Source organism: Vreelandella songnenensis, assembly GCF_003002925.1.
GTDB classification, from domain to species: Bacteria; Pseudomonadota; Gammaproteobacteria; order Pseudomonadales; family Halomonadaceae; genus Vreelandella; species Vreelandella songnenensis.
Genome location: NZ_PVTK01000001.1, coordinates 1 through 21,840 on the forward strand (window position 1 = coordinate 1; position 21,840 = coordinate 21,840).

19 protein-coding genes are annotated in these 21,840 nt (G+C 60.9%); 6 read left to right on the forward strand and 13 right to left on the reverse strand.

The window, feature by feature from the left end:
• The coding region (locus tag B0H98_RS00005; RefSeq protein ID WP_146130220.1) for an RHS repeat domain-containing protein at window positions 1–342 on the forward strand (342 nt) is incomplete at its 5' end.
• Window positions 343–927: 585 nt separating this feature from the next.
• Window positions 928–1,185: an RHS repeat domain-containing protein gene (locus tag B0H98_RS00010; RefSeq protein ID WP_106373022.1), complete on the forward strand. Its 258-nt coding sequence runs from the start codon at window positions 928–930 to the stop codon at window positions 1,183–1,185.
• A gap of 27 nt (window positions 1,186–1,212) precedes the next feature.
• Here B0H98_RS00010 and B0H98_RS00015 read toward each other — a convergent pair whose 3' ends face one another.
• Entirely contained in the window at window positions 1,213–3,099 is a 1,887-nt protein-coding gene (locus B0H98_RS00015) for a monovalent cation:proton antiporter-2 (CPA2) family protein (RefSeq protein WP_106373023.1), read from the reverse strand.
• Window positions 3,100–3,231: 132 nt separating this feature from the next.
• On the opposite strand from B0H98_RS00015, the gene B0H98_RS00020 reads away from it, so the two are divergent.
• Genes B0H98_RS00020 through B0H98_RS00030 form a run of 3 tightly spaced genes read left to right on the forward strand, consistent with a single transcriptional unit; the run spans window position 3,232 to window position 5,603 of the window.
• Window positions 3,232–3,522: a Trp family transcriptional regulator gene (locus tag B0H98_RS00020; RefSeq protein ID WP_106373024.1), complete on the forward strand. Its 291-nt coding sequence runs from the start codon at window positions 3,232–3,234 to the stop codon at window positions 3,520–3,522.
• A gap of 3 nt (window positions 3,523–3,525) precedes the next feature.
• Window positions 3,526–4,944 carry an anthranilate synthase component I family protein gene (locus B0H98_RS00025; protein ID WP_106373025.1) on the forward strand — a complete coding sequence of 473 codons (1,419 nt, stop codon included), beginning with the start codon at window positions 3,526–3,528 and terminating at the stop codon, window positions 4,942–4,944.
• Window positions 4,941–5,603 carry an anthranilate synthase component II gene (locus B0H98_RS00030; protein ID WP_106373026.1) on the forward strand — a complete coding sequence of 221 codons (663 nt, stop codon included), beginning with the start codon at window positions 4,941–4,943 and terminating at the stop codon, window positions 5,601–5,603. Before B0H98_RS00025 ends, B0H98_RS00030 begins: the two co-directional genes overlap by 4 nt.
• 101 nt (window positions 5,604–5,704) lie before the next feature.
• Here the strand turns inward: B0H98_RS00030 and B0H98_RS00035 are convergent, their stop codons facing one another.
• The 7 genes from B0H98_RS00035 to cysM form a co-directional block, all read right to left on the reverse strand.
• Window positions 5,705–6,016, reverse strand: a complete 312-nt coding sequence (locus B0H98_RS00035) for a hypothetical protein (protein ID WP_106373027.1) — start codon at window positions 6,014–6,016, stop codon at window positions 5,705–5,707.
• 165 nt (window positions 6,017–6,181) lie between these two features.
• Entirely contained in the window at window positions 6,182–7,225 is a 1,044-nt protein-coding gene (rluF, locus tag B0H98_RS00040; protein ID WP_106373028.1) for a 23S rRNA pseudouridine(2604) synthase RluF, read from the reverse strand.
• Window positions 7,226–7,313: 88 nt separating this feature from the next.
• Window positions 7,314–9,962 (reverse strand): phosphoenolpyruvate carboxylase, encoded by a 2,649-nt coding sequence (gene ppc / locus B0H98_RS00045; protein WP_106373029.1) that lies wholly within the window; start codon window positions 9,960–9,962, stop codon window positions 7,314–7,316.
• Window positions 9,963–10,015: 53 nt separating this feature from the next.
• Window positions 10,016–10,837 (reverse strand): nucleoside triphosphate pyrophosphohydrolase, encoded by an 822-nt coding sequence (gene mazG, locus B0H98_RS00050; protein ID WP_106373030.1) that lies wholly within the window; start codon window positions 10,835–10,837, stop codon window positions 10,016–10,018.
• The gene (relA, locus tag B0H98_RS00055) at window positions 10,837–13,113 is read right to left on the reverse strand and encodes a GTP diphosphokinase (protein WP_106373031.1); all 2,277 of its coding nucleotides are present in this window, start codon (window positions 13,111–13,113) and stop codon (window positions 10,837–10,839) included. The genes mazG and relA overlap by 1 nt, the downstream gene beginning before the upstream one ends.
• Window positions 13,114–13,182: 69 nt before the next feature.
• A complete protein-coding gene (locus B0H98_RS00060; RefSeq protein ID WP_106373032.1) occupies window positions 13,183–14,577 on the reverse strand; it encodes a class I SAM-dependent RNA methyltransferase family protein in 1,395 nt (464 codons plus the stop codon).
• Window positions 14,578–15,474 (reverse strand): cysteine synthase CysM, encoded by an 897-nt coding sequence (gene cysM, locus B0H98_RS00065; RefSeq protein ID WP_106373033.1) that lies wholly within the window; start codon window positions 15,472–15,474, stop codon window positions 14,578–14,580. It abuts the gene before it with no gap.
• 91 nt (window positions 15,475–15,565) lie between these two features.
• Here cysM and B0H98_RS00070 point away from each other — a divergent pair, with 91 nt between their 5' ends.
• The gene (locus B0H98_RS00070) at window positions 15,566–18,286 is read left to right on the forward strand and encodes an ATP-binding protein (protein WP_106373034.1); all 2,721 of its coding nucleotides are present in this window, start codon (window positions 15,566–15,568) and stop codon (window positions 18,284–18,286) included.
• On the opposite strand, the gene acpS is transcribed toward B0H98_RS00070, so the two are convergent.
• The 5 genes from acpS to rnc all read right to left on the reverse strand — a co-directional run bounded on the left by acpS (window position 18,283) and on the right by rnc (window position 21,840).
• On the reverse strand, window positions 18,283–18,666 hold the full coding sequence (gene acpS / locus B0H98_RS00075; RefSeq protein WP_106373035.1) for a holo-ACP synthase: 384 nt from the start codon (window positions 18,664–18,666) through the stop codon (window positions 18,283–18,285). The two genes, B0H98_RS00070 and acpS, sit on opposite strands and share 4 nt — an antisense overlap.
• A gap of 3 nt (window positions 18,667–18,669) precedes the next feature.
• On the reverse strand, window positions 18,670–19,488 hold the full coding sequence (gene pdxJ, locus B0H98_RS00080; RefSeq protein WP_106373036.1) for a pyridoxine 5'-phosphate synthase: 819 nt from the start codon (window positions 19,486–19,488) through the stop codon (window positions 18,670–18,672).
• 62 nt (window positions 19,489–19,550) lie between these two features.
• Entirely contained in the window at window positions 19,551–20,243 is a 693-nt protein-coding gene (recO, locus tag B0H98_RS00085) for a DNA repair protein RecO (RefSeq protein WP_106373037.1), read from the reverse strand.
• An 8-nt stretch (window positions 20,244–20,251) separates the two neighbouring features.
• Window positions 20,252–21,151, reverse strand: coding sequence for a GTPase Era (gene era / locus B0H98_RS00090; RefSeq protein ID WP_106373038.1), 900 nt, complete (start codon window positions 21,149–21,151; stop codon window positions 20,252–20,254).
• On the reverse strand, window positions 21,148–21,840 hold the full coding sequence (gene rnc / locus B0H98_RS00095; protein ID WP_106373039.1) for a ribonuclease III: 693 nt from the start codon (window positions 21,838–21,840) through the stop codon (window positions 21,148–21,150). The genes era and rnc overlap by 4 nt, the downstream gene beginning before the upstream one ends.

Sequence of the window (21,840 nt, forward strand, 5' to 3'; positions counted from 1 at the left end):
GACAACCGCCTCGGCCAGCTCAACGGCACCCGCTACCGCTACGATGGCGCAGGCAATATGATCGAACGGCAACAGCCCAACGGCGAGCGCCTGACCATGGGCTACGATGGTGCCAACCGCCTGGTAAGCCTCACGCGCACCGCCACTACCCACTACGGTTTGTACGGCGATCGCATCGTGCGGGAGGAAAGCGATAGTCAGCGCACCACGGTCGTCTACGAACCGGGCAGTTTTGTGCCCATGCTGCGCCTTGATGGGATCGAAAACGGTCAGGCGCTCAGCGCCTTCGTCACGGATGTACTGTGTACTTCGATGCTGCTGGCTCTAATCAAATCAGCTTAAAAGCTTTATTTAGCGTTGCAACTGTATCATTAGGAGCGACTCGTCTGTAGGGATGGCTAGCCCAGCTGTGCAGGAGGCTATGTTAGACTTTATTGTCAGTGCTTTGACAGGAACTAGCCCTACTTCAAATATTTAGGGAGCTAAAGGTGCTGCAGTAGAATATTTCTTTAGCGCTTTCTTTGTATTATTTTGGGGCTTGCCTGCTTTTTCCTTGGAATTAAAAGAAAGTAAAATCCACATTTTAACCTACTACCAAGTATTCGGTTCTGGAATATTTTATGATGATCCGAGGCATTATTTCGAGGGATCAAACATATTGGTGTGTGGTTATCAAATCCACTCTTTATACCAAAAAGCCATAGAATCAAAACTAATGTATTGAGTGCAACGAGCACGGCAATCCTCTCGCCGCCGCTGTTGAAGGCACTACCCGCTTCGCCTATGAGCAGGAGGCCCTGCCCGACCGCCCTACCACGGTCACCGATGCGGTGCTTCTCCCAGAGCGAGTGAAACGCCCTGGGCCAAGTTACCGCTCAGATCAACTGTTCTCCAGCGCAACGAGATGGGCGGCGATTCGCCACGCAATTGACGGGCGGCTCCCATTGGCAGCACCATTTAGATACCCAAGGGCGACTAGTCGAGCTGGAAGGCCCGCAAGGCTTCCGCCAGCAGCCCTTCTTTGATACTCACGGCCGCCCGGTGAAACGTATGGAGGCCGGCGGCAGCCATCAGACCACCGCTTATGACGAGGTCGGCCGCCTGAATGAACTCACCCTAGGCAACGGTGCGGTCTACCACTTCGCCTATGGCGCCATGGTCCGCCCGCCCAGCAGCAAACACTAGCGCTGGGGCGCCACTGGTCAATTAAACTCAGCGCGGGTCTTCTGCCGGCGCCGTCCACACTGGCACATCTTCACGCTTGGGTTCGTGCCACTCCTGGCGCATGGCAATATTCAACGACTCCTCGAGCTTCATGAACAGCTCTCCGTAGCGCGGGCTGAAGCTGATGCCGCCTTCTATCTCCTTCCAGGCATCAAACAGTTCGTCCTCATGGGCCTGTTCGTTCTGCATGAATGACCAGGTCATCTGCTTGGCGCGCATGGGGTGTACGCCCATGGCGGTCAATGCGTGGCCGCCAAGTTCCAGCGCCGAGTGATAGGTTTCACTGACCACATCGTCGGCGCCGGCTTCGCGCAGCTGGTAGCCGTGGCCGCGGTCGAAGGCGCGCGCCAGCACCCACACGTTGGGAAAGTAGTGCTTGACGTGACGGACCATCTGCACGGCGCGCTCGCGGTCGTCGATGGCGACCACCAGCAGGCGCGCATTTTCGATTCCCGCCCGCTCCAGCAGATCCGCGCGGCTGGCATCGCCAAAGTAGCTCTTGATATGGATTCGGCGGGAGTTTTCGATCTGCTCGAGCTCGAGATCGAGCACGACCATGGGCATGTTGTTGGCCCGCAGCAGGCGGCAGATAATCTGGCCAAAGCGCCCTACCCCGGCCACGATGACCGGCGCCTGCTCTTCGATGGCGTCAGCGTCGCGCTCATCCTTGCCGCTTTGATAGCGCGGCAGCACCAGGCGGTCGTAGGCGATGAACAGAAGCGGCGTCAGGAACATGGAAAGCGCCACGACGAGCGAGAGTATCTGTGCGGTATCCGCCGGAATGACGCTGTTCTGTACGCTGTAGGTGAGCAGTACAAAGCCGAACTCGCCCGCCTGGGCAAGGCTCAGTGCAAACAGCCAGAAGTTGCTTCCCTTGATTTTGAACAGCAAGGCCAAGGCCAGCAGCACCACAGCCTTGATGACGATAACGCCCAGGGCCAGGCCAATCACGGTAGCCCACTCGGCGGCGAATACGTCAAAGTTGATACCCGCGCCCACGGTAATGAAGAAAAGCCCGAGCAGTAGCCCCTTGAAGGGTTCGATATTGGCTTCCAGCTCGTGCTTGAACTCACTGTTGGCAAGCACCACCCCGGCCAGAAACGCCCCGAGGGCGGGCGACAGATTGACCAGACTCATCAGCGCGGCAATGCCGATCACCACCATCAGCGCGGTAGCGGTAAACACTTCACGAAGCCCGGCGCCTGCCACGTAGCGAAAAAGCGGCGGGCCAAGATAGTAGCCACCGGCGATCACGGCGGCGATGGCAGCGATGACCACCAGCGCATGCGCCCACCCGGGCAGGTGTGCGACCAGGTTGAAGCCGCTGTGGTCATCCCCCCCGCCTGCTGCACCCATCAGCTCAGGCAGCGCCAGCAGCGGAATCAGCGCCAGCATTGGAATGACGGCTATGTCCTGAAACAGCAGTACAGAAAACGCGCTGCGCCCGCCTTCGGTCTTGGCAAGCCCCTTCTCGTTAAGGGTTTGCAGCACGATGGCCGTTGACGAGAGCGCAAAGATCAGCCCGACCGCCAGCGCGGTCTGCCACACCAGACCGAGCCAGAGCGCAATGGCGAAGCCCGCCGCGGCGGTAATCACCACCTGCAGGCCGCCCAGCCCTATCAGGCGTACCCGCATTGCCCAGAGGCTCTTGGGGTCAAGCTCCATACCCACCAGAAACAGCATCATGACCACGCCGAACTCGGCAAAGTGCTGAATGGTGTTGGTCTCCTGCCCTACCAAACCAAATACCGGACCGATGGCAACGCCTGCCACCAGATACCCCAGCACCGACCCCAGCCCGAAGCGCTTGGCCAGCGGCACCGCAATGACGGCCGCCACAAGGTAGATGAATGCTTGAATGAAATAGGCCGTCATGCAGCGCTCCTTGGATCAACGTAGCGCTATAGTAATCGATTAATCCGCGTGAATAACCCTTTGCTTGACTTCCCTGTCAATCTAGATATTGTACTAGTACGCTAGTACACACAAACACAGATGGGTACGCCTATGCCTTTGCCAGCCTCGTCTTCACAAGACCTCGCATTATCGAATGGCTACCGGGATGCCTTGATCGATTATCTCTTGAACGTGGATAGCCCCGAGGCCATGAACGAAGCGCTTGAGCGCCTGCTGACCCCGGCGGAGTACCAGGAGATCAGCAAACGGCTGCAAATCTTCAATCTGCTGCGTGACGGCGTACCTCATCGCCAGATTGCCCAGATGCTGGGCGTTGGCATTGCCACCGTATCCCGTGGCTCCCGCGCGCTAGGCACTTCCCACTCGACACTGGACCGCTGAATCATGACGACTCACGCAACGCCCGCATCAGGTACCGGCCCACGCCCGTTCACGCTGCCGCGCAAACCCCACTACGTGACGCTGGCCGCCGACTGCGACTTCTTTGCACTGTTCCGAAAAATCGAGAAGCAGTTCGATACCTGCTACATGCTGGAGTCGCTGGGCGAAGACAGCCACATGGCCCGCCACTCGATTATCGGCTTCGACCCGCAATACACGATTTACGCCAACGGGCAGACATTGAGCATTGAAGACCGGGAAGGCAATGCCGAGCACTACCCAAGTGAAAACCCCTATGAACTGCTGCGCAGCCTGATCCCGCAGAACATCATTTCGCGCAAATATGCCGGGGGGTTGAGCGGCTACCTTGGCTACGACGCCATGCAGTATTTCGAGCCCACGCTTTCACTCAAGGCCAGCGATGACTTCGACACCTTTCGCTTCGGGCTCTACAAGGATGGCCTGATTCTCGACAAGATGACCGGCGAGGTGACCTACTTCCACTACGATCACAGCCGCTTCGAGTTTCTGCAGTCGTTGATCGATGCCGAAGATGCGCCTAACGGCGCGCTGAAAATCACCGCACTCGGCGACACCATGAGCCAGGCCGAACATGCCGACGCCGTAGCCAGGGTCAAGCAGCATATCATCGACGGCAAGGTGTTCCAGTGCGAGGTGGGGTTCAAGAAGCGCTTTCGTATCGAGGGCGACACCGTGGCCCTTTACGATCAGCTACGCACCATCAATCCCTCGCCGCAGATGTACTTCATGAAGTTTGGCGAGCAGAAGCTGATAGGCGCAAGCCCCGAGCTGCTGTTCCGCCTGCGCCAGGGCGAGATGGAAACCTTCCCGCTGGCAGGCACCACCACCCGCGGCCGGGATGCCACGGAAGATACCCAGCTCGCCCGCAAGCTCTTGAACGACCCCAAGGAGATTGCCGAGCACAACATGATCGTGGACCTGCACCGTAACGATATCGGCCGGGTTGCCCAGTTCGGCACGGTGAAGGTACGCAGCCTCATGGATATCAAGCGCTTCAGCCATGTGCAGCATATTTCCAGCGAGATTGTCGGCATCATCGCCGAGGGCGAGGACATGTTCACCGCACTTGCCAGCAACTTCCCGGCCGGCACACTGACCGGTGCGCCCAAGATCGAGGCGATGAAGATCATCGACGACCTGGAAACCGATGGCCGAGGCCCTTATGGCGGCGCTGTGGGTCAGTTCTCGTTCAACGGTGACTGCACCTTTGCCATCCCCATTCGCACGGTGTTCGTCAACGGCAAGCGCGCCTACGTGCAGACCTGCGGCGGCAATGTGTTCGACAGTAACGCCGAGGATGAGTACGAAGAGATCCGGCGCAAGTTCGCCGGCACGCGCAAGGCGCTGGCCCCCTTCATGGATTCGGAGAGCCTGGCATGAAAGTGTTGATCATCGATAACTACGATTCGTTTACCTACAACCTTTACCAGTTCATCGGCGAGATTCTGACCACCGAGAAGAATCGAGGCGCGCTGGGGGCTTTCGAGATTCTGGTCAAACGCAACGACCAGATCGCCTTTGCCGATATCGTGGCCATGGCGCCGGACCGTATCATCATCTCCCCTGGCCCGGGGTCGCCGGATGACCCGCGCTATTTTGGCGTATGCGCCGAAGTGATCAAGGAGCTTGGCAAGACCACGCCACTGCTGGGCGTTTGCCTGGGCATGCAGGGCATCGTTCATGTGTTTGGCGGTCAGGTCGTCAAGGCGCCTTTACCCATGCACGGCAAGATCAGCCCGGTAAACCATGCCCGGCAGTCGGTTTTCAAGGGCGTGCCGGACCAGCTTGAAGTGATGCGCTACCACTCGCTGATTGCCCACGCCCATTCGCTGCCGGAGTGCCTTCAGGTCACGGCTACCGTGGGCAGCTTGAAGGCCGATGACTTCGAGCAGCGCAGCCACTGGGAGAGCAGCGGCGAGTTCGAGCTGATGGGCGTCAAGCATCGTGACTACCCGATTCACGGCATCCAGTTTCATCCAGAATCCTTTGCCACCGAAGGCGGCAAGGAGCTGATTGCCAACTTCCTGCTCGCCGCCTGAGAAATTGTGCTCTACAAGCCAAAAAAATGCTGGCTACCGCCTTGAGCGGTAGCCAGCATTCAGCAAGTCTGTTTCACGATACGTTCAGGCTGCTAGCGGCTTCAACGGCCCTTGCCCTCATCGCCTAATGTAAACGAGGGCGGGTCACTGGCCGGGAAAGTATCATCGACCATCTCATCGACATCGCTCTCTGTATACTCGCCGTTGACGCGATCCGCCGAATAAACCGTATAACCGTCGGCGACCTGCCACTTGCCATCGACCTCCTTGAGATCGTACCTTTCCAGCCAGATGCGGCTGCCGTCTGCCTTGAGTAACTCAACTTTGGTTTCAGCACTTGCATCTGAAACCGTACCTAACGTACTCCCATCCTGGGTATAGATAGTGGCATCTTGAAGCTCACGTTGTGCCATCTCAAGGTCCTCCATTGATAGACAAGTATCAATACCTTAGTTGGCCCCAGGCAAATTGGGCAAGCTAATTCAGACAACTTTACCTTATCGCAACATTCTGATTATAAAGTATAATTTAGTTAACGCTCGAAAAACCCGCGCCTTCCTGCTAAGGCCATGGAAAGCCTAGCGTTTTGGTTTGGCCCTGGGGTGGCCACTACGTGTAGCGGGTTTGCCCTTGCCGCCGGGCTTGCCCGCACGCTTGCCTTGGGCCGCTGGCTTACCGCCTGCCTTGGCCTTGGGGTGCGCCTTACCCGCCGAGGCGGGCTTGCCCTTGACGCTTGAGCACGTTTTTCCATTAGCCGCCTTGCCGTTAGCCGTTCTACCACTGGCCGGCTTGCCCGCGCCGCCAGGCTTGCCAGCCGCCGGTTTTGGCTTGCGCGGGTTCGGACTACTCTGCGCGCGTGCCCTGGTCTTCGGTTTGGCTGACTTCTGGGGCGTCGGGGCGGCCTCGGAGCTTTCGGTCAGTGCCACGATGGTATCGATCTCTTTAGGCGTCAGATCTCGCCAATCGCCCAGCGCCAAGCCTTTGAGACTCACGTTCATGATGCGGGTGCGCACCAGTTGAGTGACCTCATAGCCGAAGTATTCGCACATGCGGCGAATCTGGCGATTCAGGCCCTGCACCAGGGTAATCGTGAACGCAAAGGTAGAGGCCTTCTCTACCTTGCACTTCTTGGTGACCTGACCAAGAATCGGCACGCCCTTTTGCATGCCGTCTACGAATTCATCGGTGATCGGCTTGTTCACCGTCACCTGATACTCTTTTTCGTGATTATTGTTGGCGCGCAGAATCTTGTTGACCAGATCACCGTTGTTGGTCAAAAAGATCAGCCCCTGGGAGTCCTTGTCCAGTCTTCCGATAGGGAAAATACGCGCGCCGTGCTTCACGAACTCGACAATGTTGTCCTTTTCGCTGGACTCAGTGGTGCTCACGATCCCGACCGGCTTGTTGAGCGCAATCAGGACCAGATCCTCCTCCTCCTGAGGTTCGATCTCCTGACCGTTCACCTTTACCCGATCACCGGCAACTACCTGATCGCCGGTGGTCGCCCGGCGTCCGTTGATCCAGACGTTGCCCTGCTCGACAAAACGGTCCGCCTCGCGGCGCGAGCAGAGGCCGCTTTCACTGATGTACTTGTTGATTCGGGTCGATTTTCGTAATGACATAACTCGCCGTAAGGCTGAAAGTGGGTAAAGACAGCGTCAAAAGAGGCCGCCCACTTTCCGGGCGGCCTCTTTCTCCCGCGATGTTCGCTTAGCCGGTGTTGCGCAGCCCGGCCGCGATCCCCGCCATGGTGACCATGAGTGCGCGAGAAAGATCGGCACTGATCGCCCCGTCGGCATCGCGGTTACGCTGCAGAAGCTCGGCCTGCAATCCGTGCAGCGGGTCGATGTAGGGGTTGCGCACGTCGATGGCCTGGCGAATCAGCGGCGTGTTCTCCAGAAGCTTCTCCTGCTGAAGAATATCCAGAAGCACGTTTTCCAGGCGTGCAAAGCGCTCACGCAGCTCCTTACCCAGCGCCTTGAGCGAGGGCTCGTCCACCAAGCGGTGCTCGTAGTAGGCGGCAATGGCAGTATCCGCCTTGGCCAGCAGCATCTCGAGCATGTCCAGGTAAGTGCCGAAGAACGGCCAGCGGTTGCGCATTTCCTGAAGCACTTCCAGGCCGCCGGGCGCTTCCAGGCGCCGGACAAAGGCTTCCCCGCTGCCGAGCCAGGCGGGCAGCATCAGGCGAATCTGCGTCCAGGCGAAGATCCAGGGAATGGCGCGCAGCGTTTCCACTCCGCCATCCTGGCGCCGCTTGGCAGGCCGTGAGCCCAGAGGCAGCCGCCCAAGCGCCCCTTCAGGCGTGACCGCGCGGAAATAGGGTACGAAATCAGGATTTTCGCGCACCACGCCAACATAGCCCGCGTGAGCAATGCTGGCGAGATTATCCATCTCCTCGCGCCAGCGGGGTTGCGGTGCAGGCGGTGGTAGAAGCGTGGCCTCCAGCACGGCGCAGGCGTAGATCTCCATGGAGCGCAGCGCGATATCCGGCTGGCCGAACTTGAAGCGAATCATTTCGCCCTGCTCGGTTACTCGCAGGCTGCCATTCACCGAACCCGGCGGCTGGGAAAGAATCGCGGCGTGGGCCGGGCCGCCGCCACGGCCCACGGTGCCACCTCGGCCGTGGAACAGGGTCAGATCGACACCATGGCGCTCGCATACGTCTACCAGCGCTTCCTGGGCGCGGTACTGCGCCCAGGCGGCGGCCAGCTGGCCGGCATCCTTGGCGGAATCCGAGTAGCCGATCATGACTTCCTGACGATCATGAATCAGCGCCCGGTAACCCGGCAGTGAAAGAAGCTGCTCGATAACGCTGCCGGCGTGATCCAGATCGTTGAGCGTTTCAAACAGCGGGGCGATGGGCAGCGTGGCCTGACCACCCACCTCTTTCATCAGCAGCGCCACGGTCAATACATCCGAAGGCTCGCCGGCCATGGAGATGATATAAGTGCCCAGCGCCTCCGCGTGCTCCTGGGCAATCACCTTGAAGGTATCCAGCACCTCGCGGGATTCAGCGGAGCACTCCCAGCGGCGCGGGATCAGGGGCCGATGCGAGGCAAGCTCCTCAAGCAGAAACGCCTGGCGCTTGGCTTCATCCCACTCCTGATAATGGCCGATGCCCAGCGCCTCGGTCAGCTCTTCGATCACCTGAGCATGGCGGCTGGCTTCCTGACGCAGGTCAAGCTTGGTCAGAGTGACGCCGAATACCGCTACCCGGCGCAGGGTGTCCAGCAGCGAGCCGTTGGCGATGGTATCCAGCCCCACATCGCACAAGGAGCGGTAGCAGGCCAGCAGCGGCGCATAGAGCTGATCGCGGGTTTCGACAATCGGCCCGCCATCGAAAGTGCGCCCTTCGAGTGCCGCCTTGGCCCAGTCGCGGGTCGCCTCTACCTTGACCAGCAGGCGCTTGAGCAGCTCGCGGTAGGGTTCGGCCACGTCGCCTACCTCAGCTTTCAGTGCGCTGTTGGCCTTCCACATGGAGAGCTCGGTCTTGAGCTGTTCGAGATCGCGCAGGTACAGGTCCGCCGCCATCCAGCGGCCCAGAAGCAGCACCTCTTCGGTCACCTTGGCGGTGACGTTGGGGTTACCATCGCGGTCGCCGCCCATCCAGGAAGCGTAACGAATCGGCGCCGCGTCCAGGGGCAGGCGCTCACCGGCGGTTTCCAGCAGCAGGTTGTCCAGGTCGCGATGGAAGTCGGGCACGGCTTGCCATAGCGAGTTTTCAATTACCGCAAAGCCCCACTTGGCTTCATCCACCGGCGTTGGCCGCTCATGGCGGATTTCGTCGGTATGCCAGGCCTGGCTGATCAGCTCCTCGAGCCGGCCCTGGGCGCGCGCGCCCCGCTCGGGGTAGTCGCCGGCGCCTTCAATGGCGGTCAGGCACTCGTCGATGGCGTCGTATTTCTGAATCAGCGTACGGCGGATGACTTCCGTGGGGTGCGCGGTCAGCACGAGTTCAACGCGCATCTTCGAAAGTGTTTCGACCAGCTTGCGCGGCGAATTGCCCGCCTGCTGAGCGCGCTCAAGAAGTTCTCCCAGCGCCGGCTGCGAACCCGGCTTGTAATCTTCAACCCGGCGAAAGCGCGCCCGGTAGTGCTGCTCGGCAATATTGGCAAGGTTGAGAAACTGGTTGAAGGCGCGGGTAACCGGCAGCAGGTCGCGCTCGGGTAGCTTGCGCAGGTACTCGATCAGCTCGCGCTGCTGCAGTGAATCTCCCTGGCGGCCCCGCTTGGCGTGCGCCCGAATCGTCTCGATCTTGTCGACAAATGCCTGGCCCAGATCGTCCGCAATGGTGCGGCCCAGGCTATCGCCCAGAATACGGACATTATCGCGCAGCGATTCGTGTAGGTCGTGACTCATTGGCAAGGCCTCCTGGCGGGGTCGCTCATTATTAAGTTGATGTATAGACTATCTTATTCTTGAAGTTTGGCTGTCTGCCAGTGGAATTCCATCTCCTCGAGCGTGGCATCACCCGGTGTCCGCTCGGCAGCACTCAGCGCCTGCTCCACGTAGCGAAACCGCCGCTCGAACTTGGCGTTGGTGCCGCGCAGGCACTGTTCCGGGTCGGCACCCAGTGTGCGGGCCAGATTGGTGACGGCAAACAGCAGATCGCCCACTTCTTCCTGGGCATGACGCGTATCGCCGGCGGCCAGCGCCTGCTCCACCTCATCCAGCTCTTCACGAATCTTGGCGACAACGCCTCCAGCGTCGGGCCAGTCAAAACCTACCCGCGCCGCACGTTTGGAAAGCTTGGCGGCCCGGCTGAGCGCCGGGAGATTAACGGGCACGTCATCCAGCACCGAGGGGGCATCGGCGGCACGTTCGGCGCGCTCATCGGCCTTGAGCGCTTCCCAGCGGCTATTCACCTGGCGGGTCTGCAGAGCTTCAGCGCTAACCCCAGGGGGGCGGCGAGACTCAAGCGTGCCGTCTGGAAATACGTGCGGATGACGGCGCAGCATCTTGGCCGTCAGCGTATGCACGATGTCGTGAAAATCAAACCGCGCTTCTTCTGCGCCGAACTGGGCGTAATACACCACCTGAAAAAGCAGATCGCCAAGCTCACCGGGTAGCTCGTCATAGGCGCGCCGCTCGATGGCATCGGCAACCTCGTAGGCCTCTTCCAGGGTGTGCGGCACGATGGTGTCCCAGCCCTGCTGAATATCCCACGGGCAGCCCTGCTCGGGGTCGCGCAGCACTTGCATCAAGGTCAACAAGTCGTCCAACTGATAACGCATCAGGCGCCTCCGCGGCCGGTATCTTTTTCAGGGTCCGTGTTACGCAGGCGGCGCACTTCGGTCACGTTGGGCAGCTGCTGAATACGCGAGAAGAGCCGCCCCAGTGATTCAAGGCCGTCGACCTCAAGGGTGATGCGCAGCCGGGCAATGCTTTCACTGGTATCGGTCAGGGTGTTCACCGCAAGCACGTTCACCTTTTCATTGCCTAAAAGCCCCGTGACATCGCGCAGAAGTCCCGAGCGGTCCCAGGCCTGAATCTCGATGGTTACCGGGTAGCGCGTATGCGCGCGCTCGCCCCACTCCACTTCGATGATCCGCTGTGGCTCTTCCATGCGCAGCTGCAGAATATTGCTGCAGTCCTGACGGTGCACGGTCACGCCGCGCCCCTGGGTGATGAAACCGACAATCGGCTCGCCGGGCACCGGGCGGCAGCAGTTGGCCATGCTGGTTTTCAGGTTACCCACGCCAAGCACGGTAATATCGCTTTTGGGCGTCTTGCTGGGCAGCCGCCGGGGCTTGGCCAGCAGCCGGTCCAGCTGCTCCTGATCATCGGTTTCCCCGAACAGCTGCTGCGCCTGGTGAAGCACCTGGCCGATACGCAGATCGCCTGCACCGATGGCCGCGTACATGTCGTCGGCGTTCTGGTAATTGACCGCGGCGGCGAGCTTGGGCAGATCCAGGCCATCGACATCGAGCCTGCGCATTTCGCGCTCGAAAAGCGCTCGGCCCTCTTCCAGGTTCTGGTCCCGCGCCTGGTGCTTGAACCACGCCTGAATCTTGGCGCGCGCACGCGACGTGCGCACATAGCCAAGGCTTGGGTTCAGCCAGTCACGGCTGGGGCCGCCCTTGGTGGCAGTGAGAATCTCTACCTGCTGGCCGGTTTTGAGCTGATAGGTCAGCGGTACGATGCGCCCGTCGATCTTGGCCCCCCGGCAGAGGTGGCCAATTTCGGTATGCACGCGGTAGGCAAAATCAATCGGCGTAGCGACCCGCGGCAGGTCGATGACGTGCCCGTCCGGGGTAAACACGTAGTTGCGATCCGGCGCCACATCGCTTGAAAGGCCTTCGCGCAAATCGCCAAAGCCTCCCACTTCGTCCTGCCACTCGAGCACTTGCCTGAGCCAGGCAATCTTCTCTTCGTAGCTGCGGCTCTTGGCGTTGGTATCGTGCCCCTTGTAACGCCAGTGCGCGCAGACGCCAAGCTCGGCATCGTCATGCATGGCAAAGGTGCGAATCTGGATTTCGAGCACCTTGTTCTCGGGCCCGACTACCGCTGTGTGCAGCGACTGATAGCCGTTTTTCTTGGGATTGGCGATATAGTCGTCAAACTCGTCGGGCACGTGGTGCCAACGGGAGTGCACGATACCCAGAACGGTGTAGCAGTCGGTGACTTCCGGCACCAGGATACGCACCGCACGCACGTCGTGAACGTCAGAGAAGTCGATGCCCTTGCGCTTCATCTTGCGCCAGATCGAGTAGATGTGCTTTGCCCGACCGCTCACGTCGTGCTGGGTAATGTGCTGGGCTTCCATCAGCGTCTTGAGCGTTTCTACCACATCATGGATGTAGCGTTCGCGGTCCAGACGCTTTTCCGCCAGCAGCCTGGCGATCGCCTTGTACTCGTCTTCATGGAGATAGCGAAACGACAGATCCTCGAGCTCCCACTTGATCTGGCCGATTCCCAGGCGGTGGGCAAGTGGCGCGTAGATATCGGCCACTTCCCGGGCGACCTGATGGCATTTTTCCAGCGGTGCATCTTTCACCTGGCGCAGTGCGCAGGTGCGCTCGGCGATCTTGATCAGCGCCACGCGAACGTCGCCGACCATGTTGACCAGCATCTTGCGCAGGTTTTCCTGCTGGTTGTGCTGGCCCATGCCGTGATTGGGCGCCAGCGGATAGCTGATCGCGGCCATCTGCAGAACGCCATCGATCAAATTGGCGACTTCATCACCAAAGCGCTTGCCCACGGCTTCAAGGCTGAGCAGCTCTTCGCGCACGGCGCGGTAAAGCACCGCCGCTTCCAGGGTGGGTTGATCCAGCTTCAGATCGGCCAGAATATCCGCCATTTCAAGCCCCATACGAAAGCTTGAACCTGGCGACAGCCAGACGCGATGGGTTCGGGGCGCCTCGAGCTCCAGCCTTCTGGCAAGCTCGCAGGCCTCAATAAGACGCTCGGGGTCACGCAGACGCACATCTTCTTGCAGGCGCGTTAACCATTGTTGTATGTCTATCTCGCCGCCGTCCATCAGCGGTTGGTCTTCACGCACTTTCACCATGACTATGACTCATCCCTTCAAGGTGGTGGCTCTTGACGGCCAACACCGTGGCTTGATGCGATGGGCAGGCTAGCCCTCGTACTCGAACAGCATCAGCGTTTCCATATGGGCAGTGTGCAGGAACATATCGGCCACCGCCACTTGCTTGATACGGTATCCGGCGTGCACCAGGTGTGCCGCATCGCGGGCAAGCGTTGCCGGATCGCAGGATACGTAGGCAACCCTTGGCACCTTATGCCGACCCAACGCCTGGCACACCGCTTCCGCCCCGTTTCTGGGCGGGTCGAGCACCAGCGCGTCCAGCCCGGCCTGAGCTTTCAGCAGCGCCTTGACCGTTTCAGCGGCGCTCAAGTCGGCCTGCTGGGCAGTGACCTCTACTCCGTTCCGGGCAGCGTTGTCCGCTATGCGGGACACCATGGCAGCACTTCCCTCGGCGGCGTGTACCCGGGCGCCACTGGCGGCAAGCGGCAGGCTGAAATTGCCCATGCCGGCATAGAGGTCCATGATGCGCTGACCCGCCTTGGGCGCCAGCCACTCGACGACCCGCGCCACCATCTGCTGATTGACCTCAGCGTTAACCTGCAAGAAATCACCGGGAGCGAAACTCAACACCAAGGGCGTCTGGCCTGGGATGTGCAGCGTCTCTTCAAGCGCAGGCGGCGTGCCCTGCCAACCAAACTCGGCGGCTTCACGCCCGACCCAGGCGCCCAGCGCCACCGAGTGCTGCTCGGCAAACGCCTGCCAACGCTGCGCGTCGCCGGCGTGCTCCTTGAGCTGGCGTACCAGCACGACGCGTTCAACGTCAGTGGCCAATAGCTCAATATGGCCGACAAGTCTGGGCGCCTCAAGGCTTGCCATCAGCTTGCGCAGGGGCGGCATCAGCGCCTGCAGAGGCTCGACCAGCACGTGGCACTGCGCAATATCCACGAGCCGGTGGCTGTGAGCGGCGCGAAAGCCGAGCAGCACATTGCCCTGCCCATCAACCTTGACACCCAGGCGCGCCCGGCGGCGATAGTGCTCACTGCTGCCGGTCAGCAGGCCGATGTCTGAAAGGTCTATCCCCTGGCGTGCAAACAGCTCGCGCAGCACTTCCTGCTTGTGAGCGCGCTGTGCGCCAATGGCCAGATGCTGCAGCTGGCAACCACCGCACTGACCAAAATAGACACAGGGCGGCTCCACGCGCTGCTCCGACCGGCTCAGCAACGCCTTGACATGCGCTTCATCGAAACGCTTGCGGTTGACATGCACGGCAGCCTCGACGCGCTCCCCGGCAAGCGCGCGGTCGATAAACACCGTCTTGCCCGCCGCGTCGTGGGCGACTCCACGGCCATCGTGGGCCAGCCGCTCGACCACCAGCGCGTCGCCGCTTTCAGTGACTGGTGCAGGCTTGGCTGCCGGCTTGCGGGCAAGTCCGGACTTGTTGGATGCAGCGCGCGCAGGGCGCCGCTTACCCAGCATGGCCATCTATAACTCCGGGGCGAACAGACCAGTGGAAAGATAACGATCGCCTCGGTCGCAGACGATAAACACGATCACCGCGTTTTCGACCTGCTTGGCAATACGCAGCGCCCCCGCAAGGCTTCCGCCCGAGGATACACCGGCCAGGATGCCCTCTTCACGAGCCAGGCGGCGCATGTTCTCCTCGGCTTCCTGCTGGCCGATATCCAGCGTGACATCCACGCGGGGTGCTTCAAAGATGGCCGGCAGATACTCCTGGGGCCAACGGCGAATACCCGGGATGCTGGCGCCATCGGCGGGCTGCAGGCCAACGATCTGAATGGCGGCGTTCTGCTCCTTGAGGTAGCGGGAAACGCCCATGATGGTGCCGGTAGTGCCCATCGAGCTGACAAAGTGGGTTACTTCGCCGTTGGTCTGGCGCCACACCTCAGGTCCGGTAGTGCGGTAGTGCGCCAGCGGGTTGTCCGGGTTGGCAAACTGGTTCAAGGGCTTGCCTTCGCCCCGGGCGATCATGGCATCGGCAATGTCGCGGGCCTCTTCCATACCCCCGGCCTTGCTGGCAGGAATCAGCCGGGCGCCGTAGGCCGCCATGGCCTGCTTGCGCTCTTCAGAGGCATTTTCCGGCATCACCAGCACCATCTTGTAACCCTTGATGGCGGCTGCCATGGCAAGGGCAATGCCGGTATTGCCCGAAGTGGCCTCGATCAGCGTATCGCCGGGGGCAATTTCGCCGCGCGCTTCGGCTTCGCTCAGCATGGAGAGCGCCGGGCGGTCCTTAACCGAGCCCGCCGGATTGTTGCCTTCAAGCTTTGCCAGCAGCGTGTTGTTGCGCCCGGCGGTAATACGCTTCAGGCGCACCAGCGGCGTGTTGCCTACCACATCCTCTAATACGGGATAATTCATGGTCCGTTCCTTATCATAACCGTTATGCTGCATTATATCGGTGCTGCCCCGTGCTTGACAGGCAACCTCATTGAATCAGCGAGCTTCTTTCATGTCTTTAAACACGCGCCTGCTATTTGCGCTACTCGGTTTCCCGCTTCTGGTGTACGCCATGATGGCCATTTTGCTGATGGTGCAAAGCAATGCAGCCGAGCGGGATGCTCTGAAAGAGCGCCTAGAGGACGCTGGCCAGTTGCTGGCGCCAAGCCTTCAGATCGCCATGACCGATGCCAACCCGGAACGTCTGGAAAGGCTGGCCCGAAAGCTGCTCGATCATCATGGGCTGAATGCGGTCAGCCTCTTCGACGAACAAGGCAACCGTTTGCTGGCGCTGGGGCGTACCGTACCGGCGTCACCACGCATGGCGCCTCCGGCCACGACCCGCGTGGTCGAAGAGGAAAACCTGTGGCGCCTGCTGGTGCCGCTCAATGGCGCACTGCTTGAAACCACCGGCAGCGGCTGGCTGGAAGCCGAGGTGGATACCCGCCAGATGGCGCTTGAGCGCTACAAGCTGCTGGCAAGCTTAAGCCTTGGCGGCATGCTGCTCGGGCTGCTGCTGTTTCTCGGCGCCTTCGCGGTCAGCCGCTATATCTCACGGCCCATTGAAGATGCCAATCAGGCGCTGTACCGGCTCTCCCGCGGCGACTATCGTCTGCACCTGACCCCGGCGCGGCCGGCGGAGCTTCGCCAATTGGCCATTCATGTCAACAGTCTGGCGGAGCACTTTCAGCAGGCCCAGCGCGACATGCAGAACCAGATCGAGCAGGCCACCAGCGAACTGCAGGAGTCCATGGAGACCATCGAGGAGCAGAATATCAAGCTGGACCTCGCCCACCGCAGCGCGCTTAGGGCCAACGCCGTCAAATCCGAGTTCCTGGCCAACATGAGTCACGAGATTCGCACTCCGCTCAATGGCATTATCGGATTTTGCCGCCTCCTGGGCCGTTCGACTCTGGATGCCCGCCAGCAGGAGTGGCTGGAGCACGTTCACCGCGCCTGCGACAACCTGCTGATGCTGGTCAATGACGTGCTCGATTTCTCCAAGCTCGAGGCCAATCGCCTGACGCTTGAAGAGGTGGATATCGACATCGTCTCGCTGCTGGATGAAGTGATTGGTCTGCACGCCCCGGAGGCTCAGCGCAAACGCCTGCATCTGGTGGCCATGGTTTATGATGACGTGCCCACGCCGCTGACCGGCGACCCGCTGCGTATTCATCAGGTGCTCAGCAACCTGGTCGGCAATGCGCTGAAATTTACCCAGACAGGTGAAGTCATCGTGCGGGTAATGCTGGATACCCAGGAGGGTCAGCACGTTGTGCTGCGCACCAGCGTAAGCGATACGGGCATTGGCCTGAGCGATGAGCATCAGAAAAAACTGTTCAGCGCCTTCGCCCAGGCCGAGCCCAGTCATTCGCGCCAGTTCGGGGGCAGTGGGCTGGGGCTGACCATCTGCCGCCAGCTGATCGAGCGAATGGGCGGTGAAATAGAGGTTGAAAGCGAGCTGGGTGCGGGGTCGACGTTCTCGTTTACGCTACCGCTATTGGCAAGCCAAGGCGGCGAGCGGCCACCGGAACTGCGCCTGGACAGCCCGATGGTGCGACTTTACGAGCAGCACGTGCCTACCCGGCACGCGCTTGAATACCTGCTGGAGCGCTGGGGCGCGACGCCCGTCGGATTCAATGCCAGCGGTCAGCAGGAGCTGCTGATACTGGGCCTTGAACAGCAGGAGCTTGGCGAGGAGCAGAGAGCCTACTGGCAGCGCCTTATCGAGCAGGCCAACTGCCCGGTGCTGATACTGGCAAACGTGGCAAGTTTCGAACTACCGCCCTGGACGCTGCCCCACGGGGGCGAGATGCTGTGCAAGCCTTTCACCCGGGCTCAGTTGGCCACCGCGCTGCGCCATCTGTTCCAGCCCACGCAAAAGGCCTTGGCCAAAGCGGAGCCTGCACTGCCAAGCACTCCTGCAACATCGGTCATCGACATTCTGATCGTCGATGACAACGCCTCCAACCGCGAGCTCTTGAAGGCCATGCTGGAAACCGAGCAGCTGCGCATCACCCTGGCAGGCAGCGGCCAGGAGGCGCTGGCCTACGCGCTGGATCATACGGCGGATATAGTGCTGATGGATATCCGCATGCCGGATATGGACGGCGTGCAGACCAGTCAGGCACTGCGGCGTATCAACAGCCGCTGGTCGCGCTGCCCGATCGTCGCGGTCACCGCCCATGCCCTGAGCAGCGAGCGTCAGCAGTGGCTGGCAGCAGGCCTGGATGATGTGCTGATCAAACCCATTGACGAAACCCAGTTGCAGCAGCTGCTGCAGCGTTTTCTGGGCGTGGCGGCCAACCCAGCCGCACGACCGGCAGCCACGCCTGCTCTGAGCGCGGCTCCGCTTGCCACCCTGCCCGCTGCTGAAACCCTGCCCACTATCGACCTGGCGCTGGGTACCCGGCTGGCAGGCGGCAAGGAGCGCATTGCCCTGGAGCAGTTGCTGCGCCTGATCGACAGCCTGGAAGATACCCGGCACAAGGTTGCCGATGCTTATGCGCTGAAGGATCTCGACGCGCTACTGGATGAGGTGCACGGGTTGAATGGTGCAAGCCGTTACTGCGGCGCGCCGGAGCTTGCCCTGCTGGTAGAAGCCTTGGAAACCCGGCTGCGCACCAGCGGTTTGAATCATGCCGATGCGTTGCTCGACGAACTTTATAGCGCCATGGAGCGCCTGAGCGCCGAGCGCCGCCGAGTAGAAGCAGCACTGGAGGAAATGCGTTAGCCTGCGCGCTCGAGAATCACGAAGGCGACGGCGTACTCAGCCTCATCACTTAGCGTAATGTGGCTGGCCGTTGCGCCAGAGGCCTGCATGAGCTGCTCGGCGGCGCGGCTTAACTGAAGCCGGGGTTTTCCCAGGTCATCGTTGAGTACCTGGATATCGCCCCACTGCATGCCGCCGCGCAGGCCAAGCCCCAGCGCTTTGACGAACGCCTCCTTGGCGGCAAACCGCTTGGCAAGGTAGGCCACCGGTTCGCCCTTGTTCTGCCAGATGGCGTACTCGTTTGCTCCGAGAATGCGTTTGGCAAAGCGCGGCCCGTGTCGCTCAATCGCTCGGGTAAAGCGTGCCACCCGAGCAATATCCGAGCCGATACCCACAATCATCGTTCAGTGGCCGCAGCATTCGTGGTGATCATGATCATGGTCGTGCTCATGATCGTGGGCATCCAGCGCCGCCATCAGGCCCGCCTCCTGGCCGGCAATGATCAACCGCTTCATTTCCTTCACCGCTTCCTTCAGGCCGACAAACAGCGCGCGGGCGATGATCGCATGACCGATGTTCAGCTCATTGATGCCGGGTAGCGCGGCGATGGCTTCCACGTTGTGGTAGTGCAGCCCATGGCCGGCATTGACCACCAGGCCCAGCGACACCGCCTGGGTGGCCGCCGTCGTCAGGCGCTCATACTCGGCGTTGGCCGCATCACTACCCGGCCGCGCTTCGGCGTAAGCCCCGGTATGCAGCTCGATGGTCGGGGCGCCGGCGCGCTTGGCCGCGTCGATCTGGGCGTCATCCGGATCGATGAACAGCGAGACGTCGCAGCCGGCGTTCTTAAGCCGCTCGCAAGCGCTGGCGATCTCGTCAAAGCCGCCAACGACATCCAGCCCGCCCTCGGTGGTCAACTCCTCGCGTTTTTCGGGCACCAGGCAGACGTGGGCCGGTCGAATCTCTTCGGCCAGTGCCAGCATCTCCTCGGTAACCGCCATTTCAAGGTTCATGCGGGTATTGAGCATGTCCGAAAGGATGCGCACGTCGCGCGGCTGGATATGGCGACGGTCTTCACGCAGATGGACGGTGATGCCGTCGGCACCCGCCTCTTCGGCAACGAGCGCGGCCTGCACCGGGTCTGGATAGCGGGTACCGCGCGCCTGGCGCAAGGTAGCCACGTGGTCGATATTGACGCCGAGTAGAATGCGTGGAGGATGCATAGCGGTCTCCCATCCAGAAAAAAGTCGTAAGCGTAAACAGTGATCAAAAAAAGAACCAAGGCCTATGGCTGGCGCCGACGGGCCAGTTCCAGCATGAGCTCACGAGAGCGCAGCGCAGTAGTGCCCAGGTGTGGCGCAAGGGCTGCGCGCATGACGGTTTTCAAACCGTTGGCCAGGCCAGCGTGCTCCCAGTCGCCCTGCTCGATATAGCGCAGCATACGCCCTTCAAGCCCTTGGGGAGAGGGTAGAAAGGCGCGGCTTTGCGCGTCAAACCGATAGCGGGCCTGCGGGTCCAGCCGCTGATCATCCGGCGTGCAGAAACGCGGCGTGGCGTCCAGCGCCTCAAGCAGCGCCCACTCATAGCGGCGCAGGGCAAGCGCACGCGCCGAAGGCGCCGGCAGCGCTTCAAGAAGCGCCGTATAGAAGGCAAATACATCGGCGGCAGGTAACTCAAGCGGCAGCAGCCGGGTGGCGATTTCGTTGGCATAGAGCCCGCATAAAAGCCCCTCGCCGGCCAGCAGGGCGGTCTGACCCCGCGACTCCATGAGCGTCAGACGCTTTAATTCACGCTCGCCGCGCCAGCTGATAAACAGGGGCGTGAACGGCTGCAGGCGCTGGCGCGACTTGGACCCCGGCCGCTGCCCGCCGTGGGCAACGGCGCGAATGCGGCCATGGTTGAGGGTCAAAAGGTCCACCAGCGCACTGGTTTCCCGATAGGCCTTGCGGTGCAGCAAAAACGCGGGCTCTGCGTTCATCGCCGCGCTCAATCGAGATCGTAACCCAGGCTTTTCAGAGCGCGCTCGTCGTCGGACCAGCCACGCTTGACCTTGACCCACAGGTTGAGCATGACCTTGGTGCCCAGCGCACGCTCCATATCCAGGCGCGCCTCACGGCCGATGCTCTTGATGCGGTCGCCATTCTCACCGATCAGAATCACCTTCTGGCCCTGACGCTCGACCAGAATCAGCGCGCTGATATGAGTAACCCGCTCGGTTTCGCGGAACTCCTCGATTTCTACCGTCATCTGGTACGGCAGCTCATCGCCTAGCTGGCGCATGACCTTCTCGCGGACAAGTTCGGCGGCCATGAAGCGCAGGCTCTTGTCGGTAATCTGATCTTCCGGGAAGAAGTGCACGCTCTCCGGCAGGTACTTGGCCACTTCCTCTTCCAGCGCCTCTACCTGGGTGCCGTGCTTGGCTGAAATGGGCACGACGGCGGCAAACTCCCGCCGCGCGCCGACTTCGGCAAGCCAGGGCAGCAGGTCGTTCTTTTCCTGCAGGCGGTCTACCTTGTTGACGGCCAGGATCACCGGCGCTTTCACGTGCTCCAGGCGCTTGAGTACGGCCTGGTCTTCATCGGTCCAGCGGGTACGGTCGATGATGAAGACCACGCAGTCGACATCGCGCAGCGCCTGGGTAGCCGCCTGATTCATGAAGCGGTTGATCGCCTTGTTGCGATCCTTTGACATGATGTGCATGCCCGGCGTGTCGACGTAGATGAACTGCGTGTCCTCGACCGTCTTGATCCCCATGACCTGATGGCGAGTGGTTTGCGGGCGCCGTGAGGTGATCGAGATCTTCTGCCCCAGAATCCGGTTCATGAGGGTAGATTTGCCTACGTTCGGCCGTCCGACAATGGCCACAAATCCGCAGGATTGGCTCATGATTTGTCTCCTGGTTTTTTCTCGAGGTACGAAAGCGCTTCTTCGGCCGCCTGCTGTTCAGCATGGCGGCGGCTAGGGCCCTTACCGGTGGTATGCTCGCTTAAAAGGTCAATGTAGCACTCCACGGTAAAGGTCTGGGCATGCGCCTCGCCCTTTACAGAGACCACTTCATAACGCGGTAGCGCCGCCTGGCGCGACTGCAGAAATTCTTGCAAGCGTGTCTTGGGGTCTTTCTGGGTGTCCTGCAGGGAAATGTTTTCCAGGCGCTCGGCATACCAGGCCAGCACTCGTTCCCGGACCACGTCCATGCCGGCGTCCAGATAGATGGCACCGATGATCGCTTCCACCGCATCTGCCAGAATCGATTCGCGGCGATGGCCACCACTTTTCATTTCACCCGACCCCAGGCGCAGGCACTCGCCAAAGGTCATTTCACGGGCCAGTTCGGCCAGCGTCTGGCCCTTTACCAGCCGCGCACGAAGGCGCGACAGCTGGCCTTCCCGGGCCTGGGGAAAACGCTGAAACAGAGCTTCTGCAATCACGAAGTTAACAATCGAGTCGCCCAGAAATTCCAGGCGCTCATTGTTACGACCACCGTAACTTCGGTGCGTCATGGCCAGCTCCAGGAGCGATTCATCGCCAAAGGTGTGACCGATTCGTCGGCAAAAAGCGTTCAAGGAATTACTCAC

What these genes read in the sequence shown, in the direction of transcription:
- B0H98_RS00015 (WP_106373023.1), bottom strand. Translation starts at nt 3,099, where the DNA reads ATGACGGCCTATTTCATTCAAGCATTCATCTACCTTGTGGCGGCCGTC.
- B0H98_RS00020 (WP_106373024.1), top strand. Translation starts at nt 3,232, where the DNA reads ATGCCTTTGCCAGCCTCGTCTTCACAAGACCTCGCATTATCGAATGGC.
- B0H98_RS00025 (WP_106373025.1), top strand. Translation starts at nt 3,526, where the DNA reads ATGACGACTCACGCAACGCCCGCATCAGGTACCGGCCCACGCCCGTTC.
- B0H98_RS00030 (WP_106373026.1), top strand. Translation starts at nt 4,941, where the DNA reads ATGAAAGTGTTGATCATCGATAACTACGATTCGTTTACCTACAACCTT.
- B0H98_RS00035 (WP_106373027.1), bottom strand. Translation starts at nt 6,016, where the DNA reads ATGGCACAACGTGAGCTTCAAGATGCCACTATCTATACCCAGGATGGG.
- rluF (WP_106373028.1), bottom strand. Translation starts at nt 7,225, where the DNA reads ATGTCATTACGAAAATCGACCCGAATCAACAAGTACATCAGTGAAAGC.
- ppc (WP_106373029.1), bottom strand. Translation starts at nt 9,962, where the DNA reads ATGAGTCACGACCTACACGAATCGCTGCGCGATAATGTCCGTATTCTG.
- mazG (WP_106373030.1), bottom strand. Translation starts at nt 10,837, where the DNA reads ATGCGTTATCAGTTGGACGACTTGTTGACCTTGATGCAAGTGCTGCGC.
- relA (WP_106373031.1), bottom strand. Translation starts at nt 13,113, where the DNA reads ATGGTGAAAGTGCGTGAAGACCAACCGCTGATGGACGGCGGCGAGATA.
- B0H98_RS00060 (WP_106373032.1), bottom strand. Translation starts at nt 14,577, where the DNA reads ATGGCCATGCTGGGTAAGCGGCGCCCTGCGCGCGCTGCATCCAACAAG.
- cysM (WP_106373033.1), bottom strand. Translation starts at nt 15,474, where the DNA reads ATGAATTATCCCGTATTAGAGGATGTGGTAGGCAACACGCCGCTGGTG.
- B0H98_RS00070 (WP_106373034.1), top strand. Translation starts at nt 15,566, where the DNA reads ATGTCTTTAAACACGCGCCTGCTATTTGCGCTACTCGGTTTCCCGCTT.
- acpS (WP_106373035.1), bottom strand. Translation starts at nt 18,666, where the DNA reads ATGATTGTGGGTATCGGCTCGGATATTGCTCGGGTGGCACGCTTTACC.
- pdxJ (WP_106373036.1), bottom strand. Translation starts at nt 19,488, where the DNA reads ATGCATCCTCCACGCATTCTACTCGGCGTCAATATCGACCACGTGGCT.
- recO (WP_106373037.1), bottom strand. Translation starts at nt 20,243, where the DNA reads ATGAACGCAGAGCCCGCGTTTTTGCTGCACCGCAAGGCCTATCGGGAA.
- era (WP_106373038.1), bottom strand. Translation starts at nt 21,151, where the DNA reads ATGAGCCAATCCTGCGGATTTGTGGCCATTGTCGGACGGCCGAACGTA.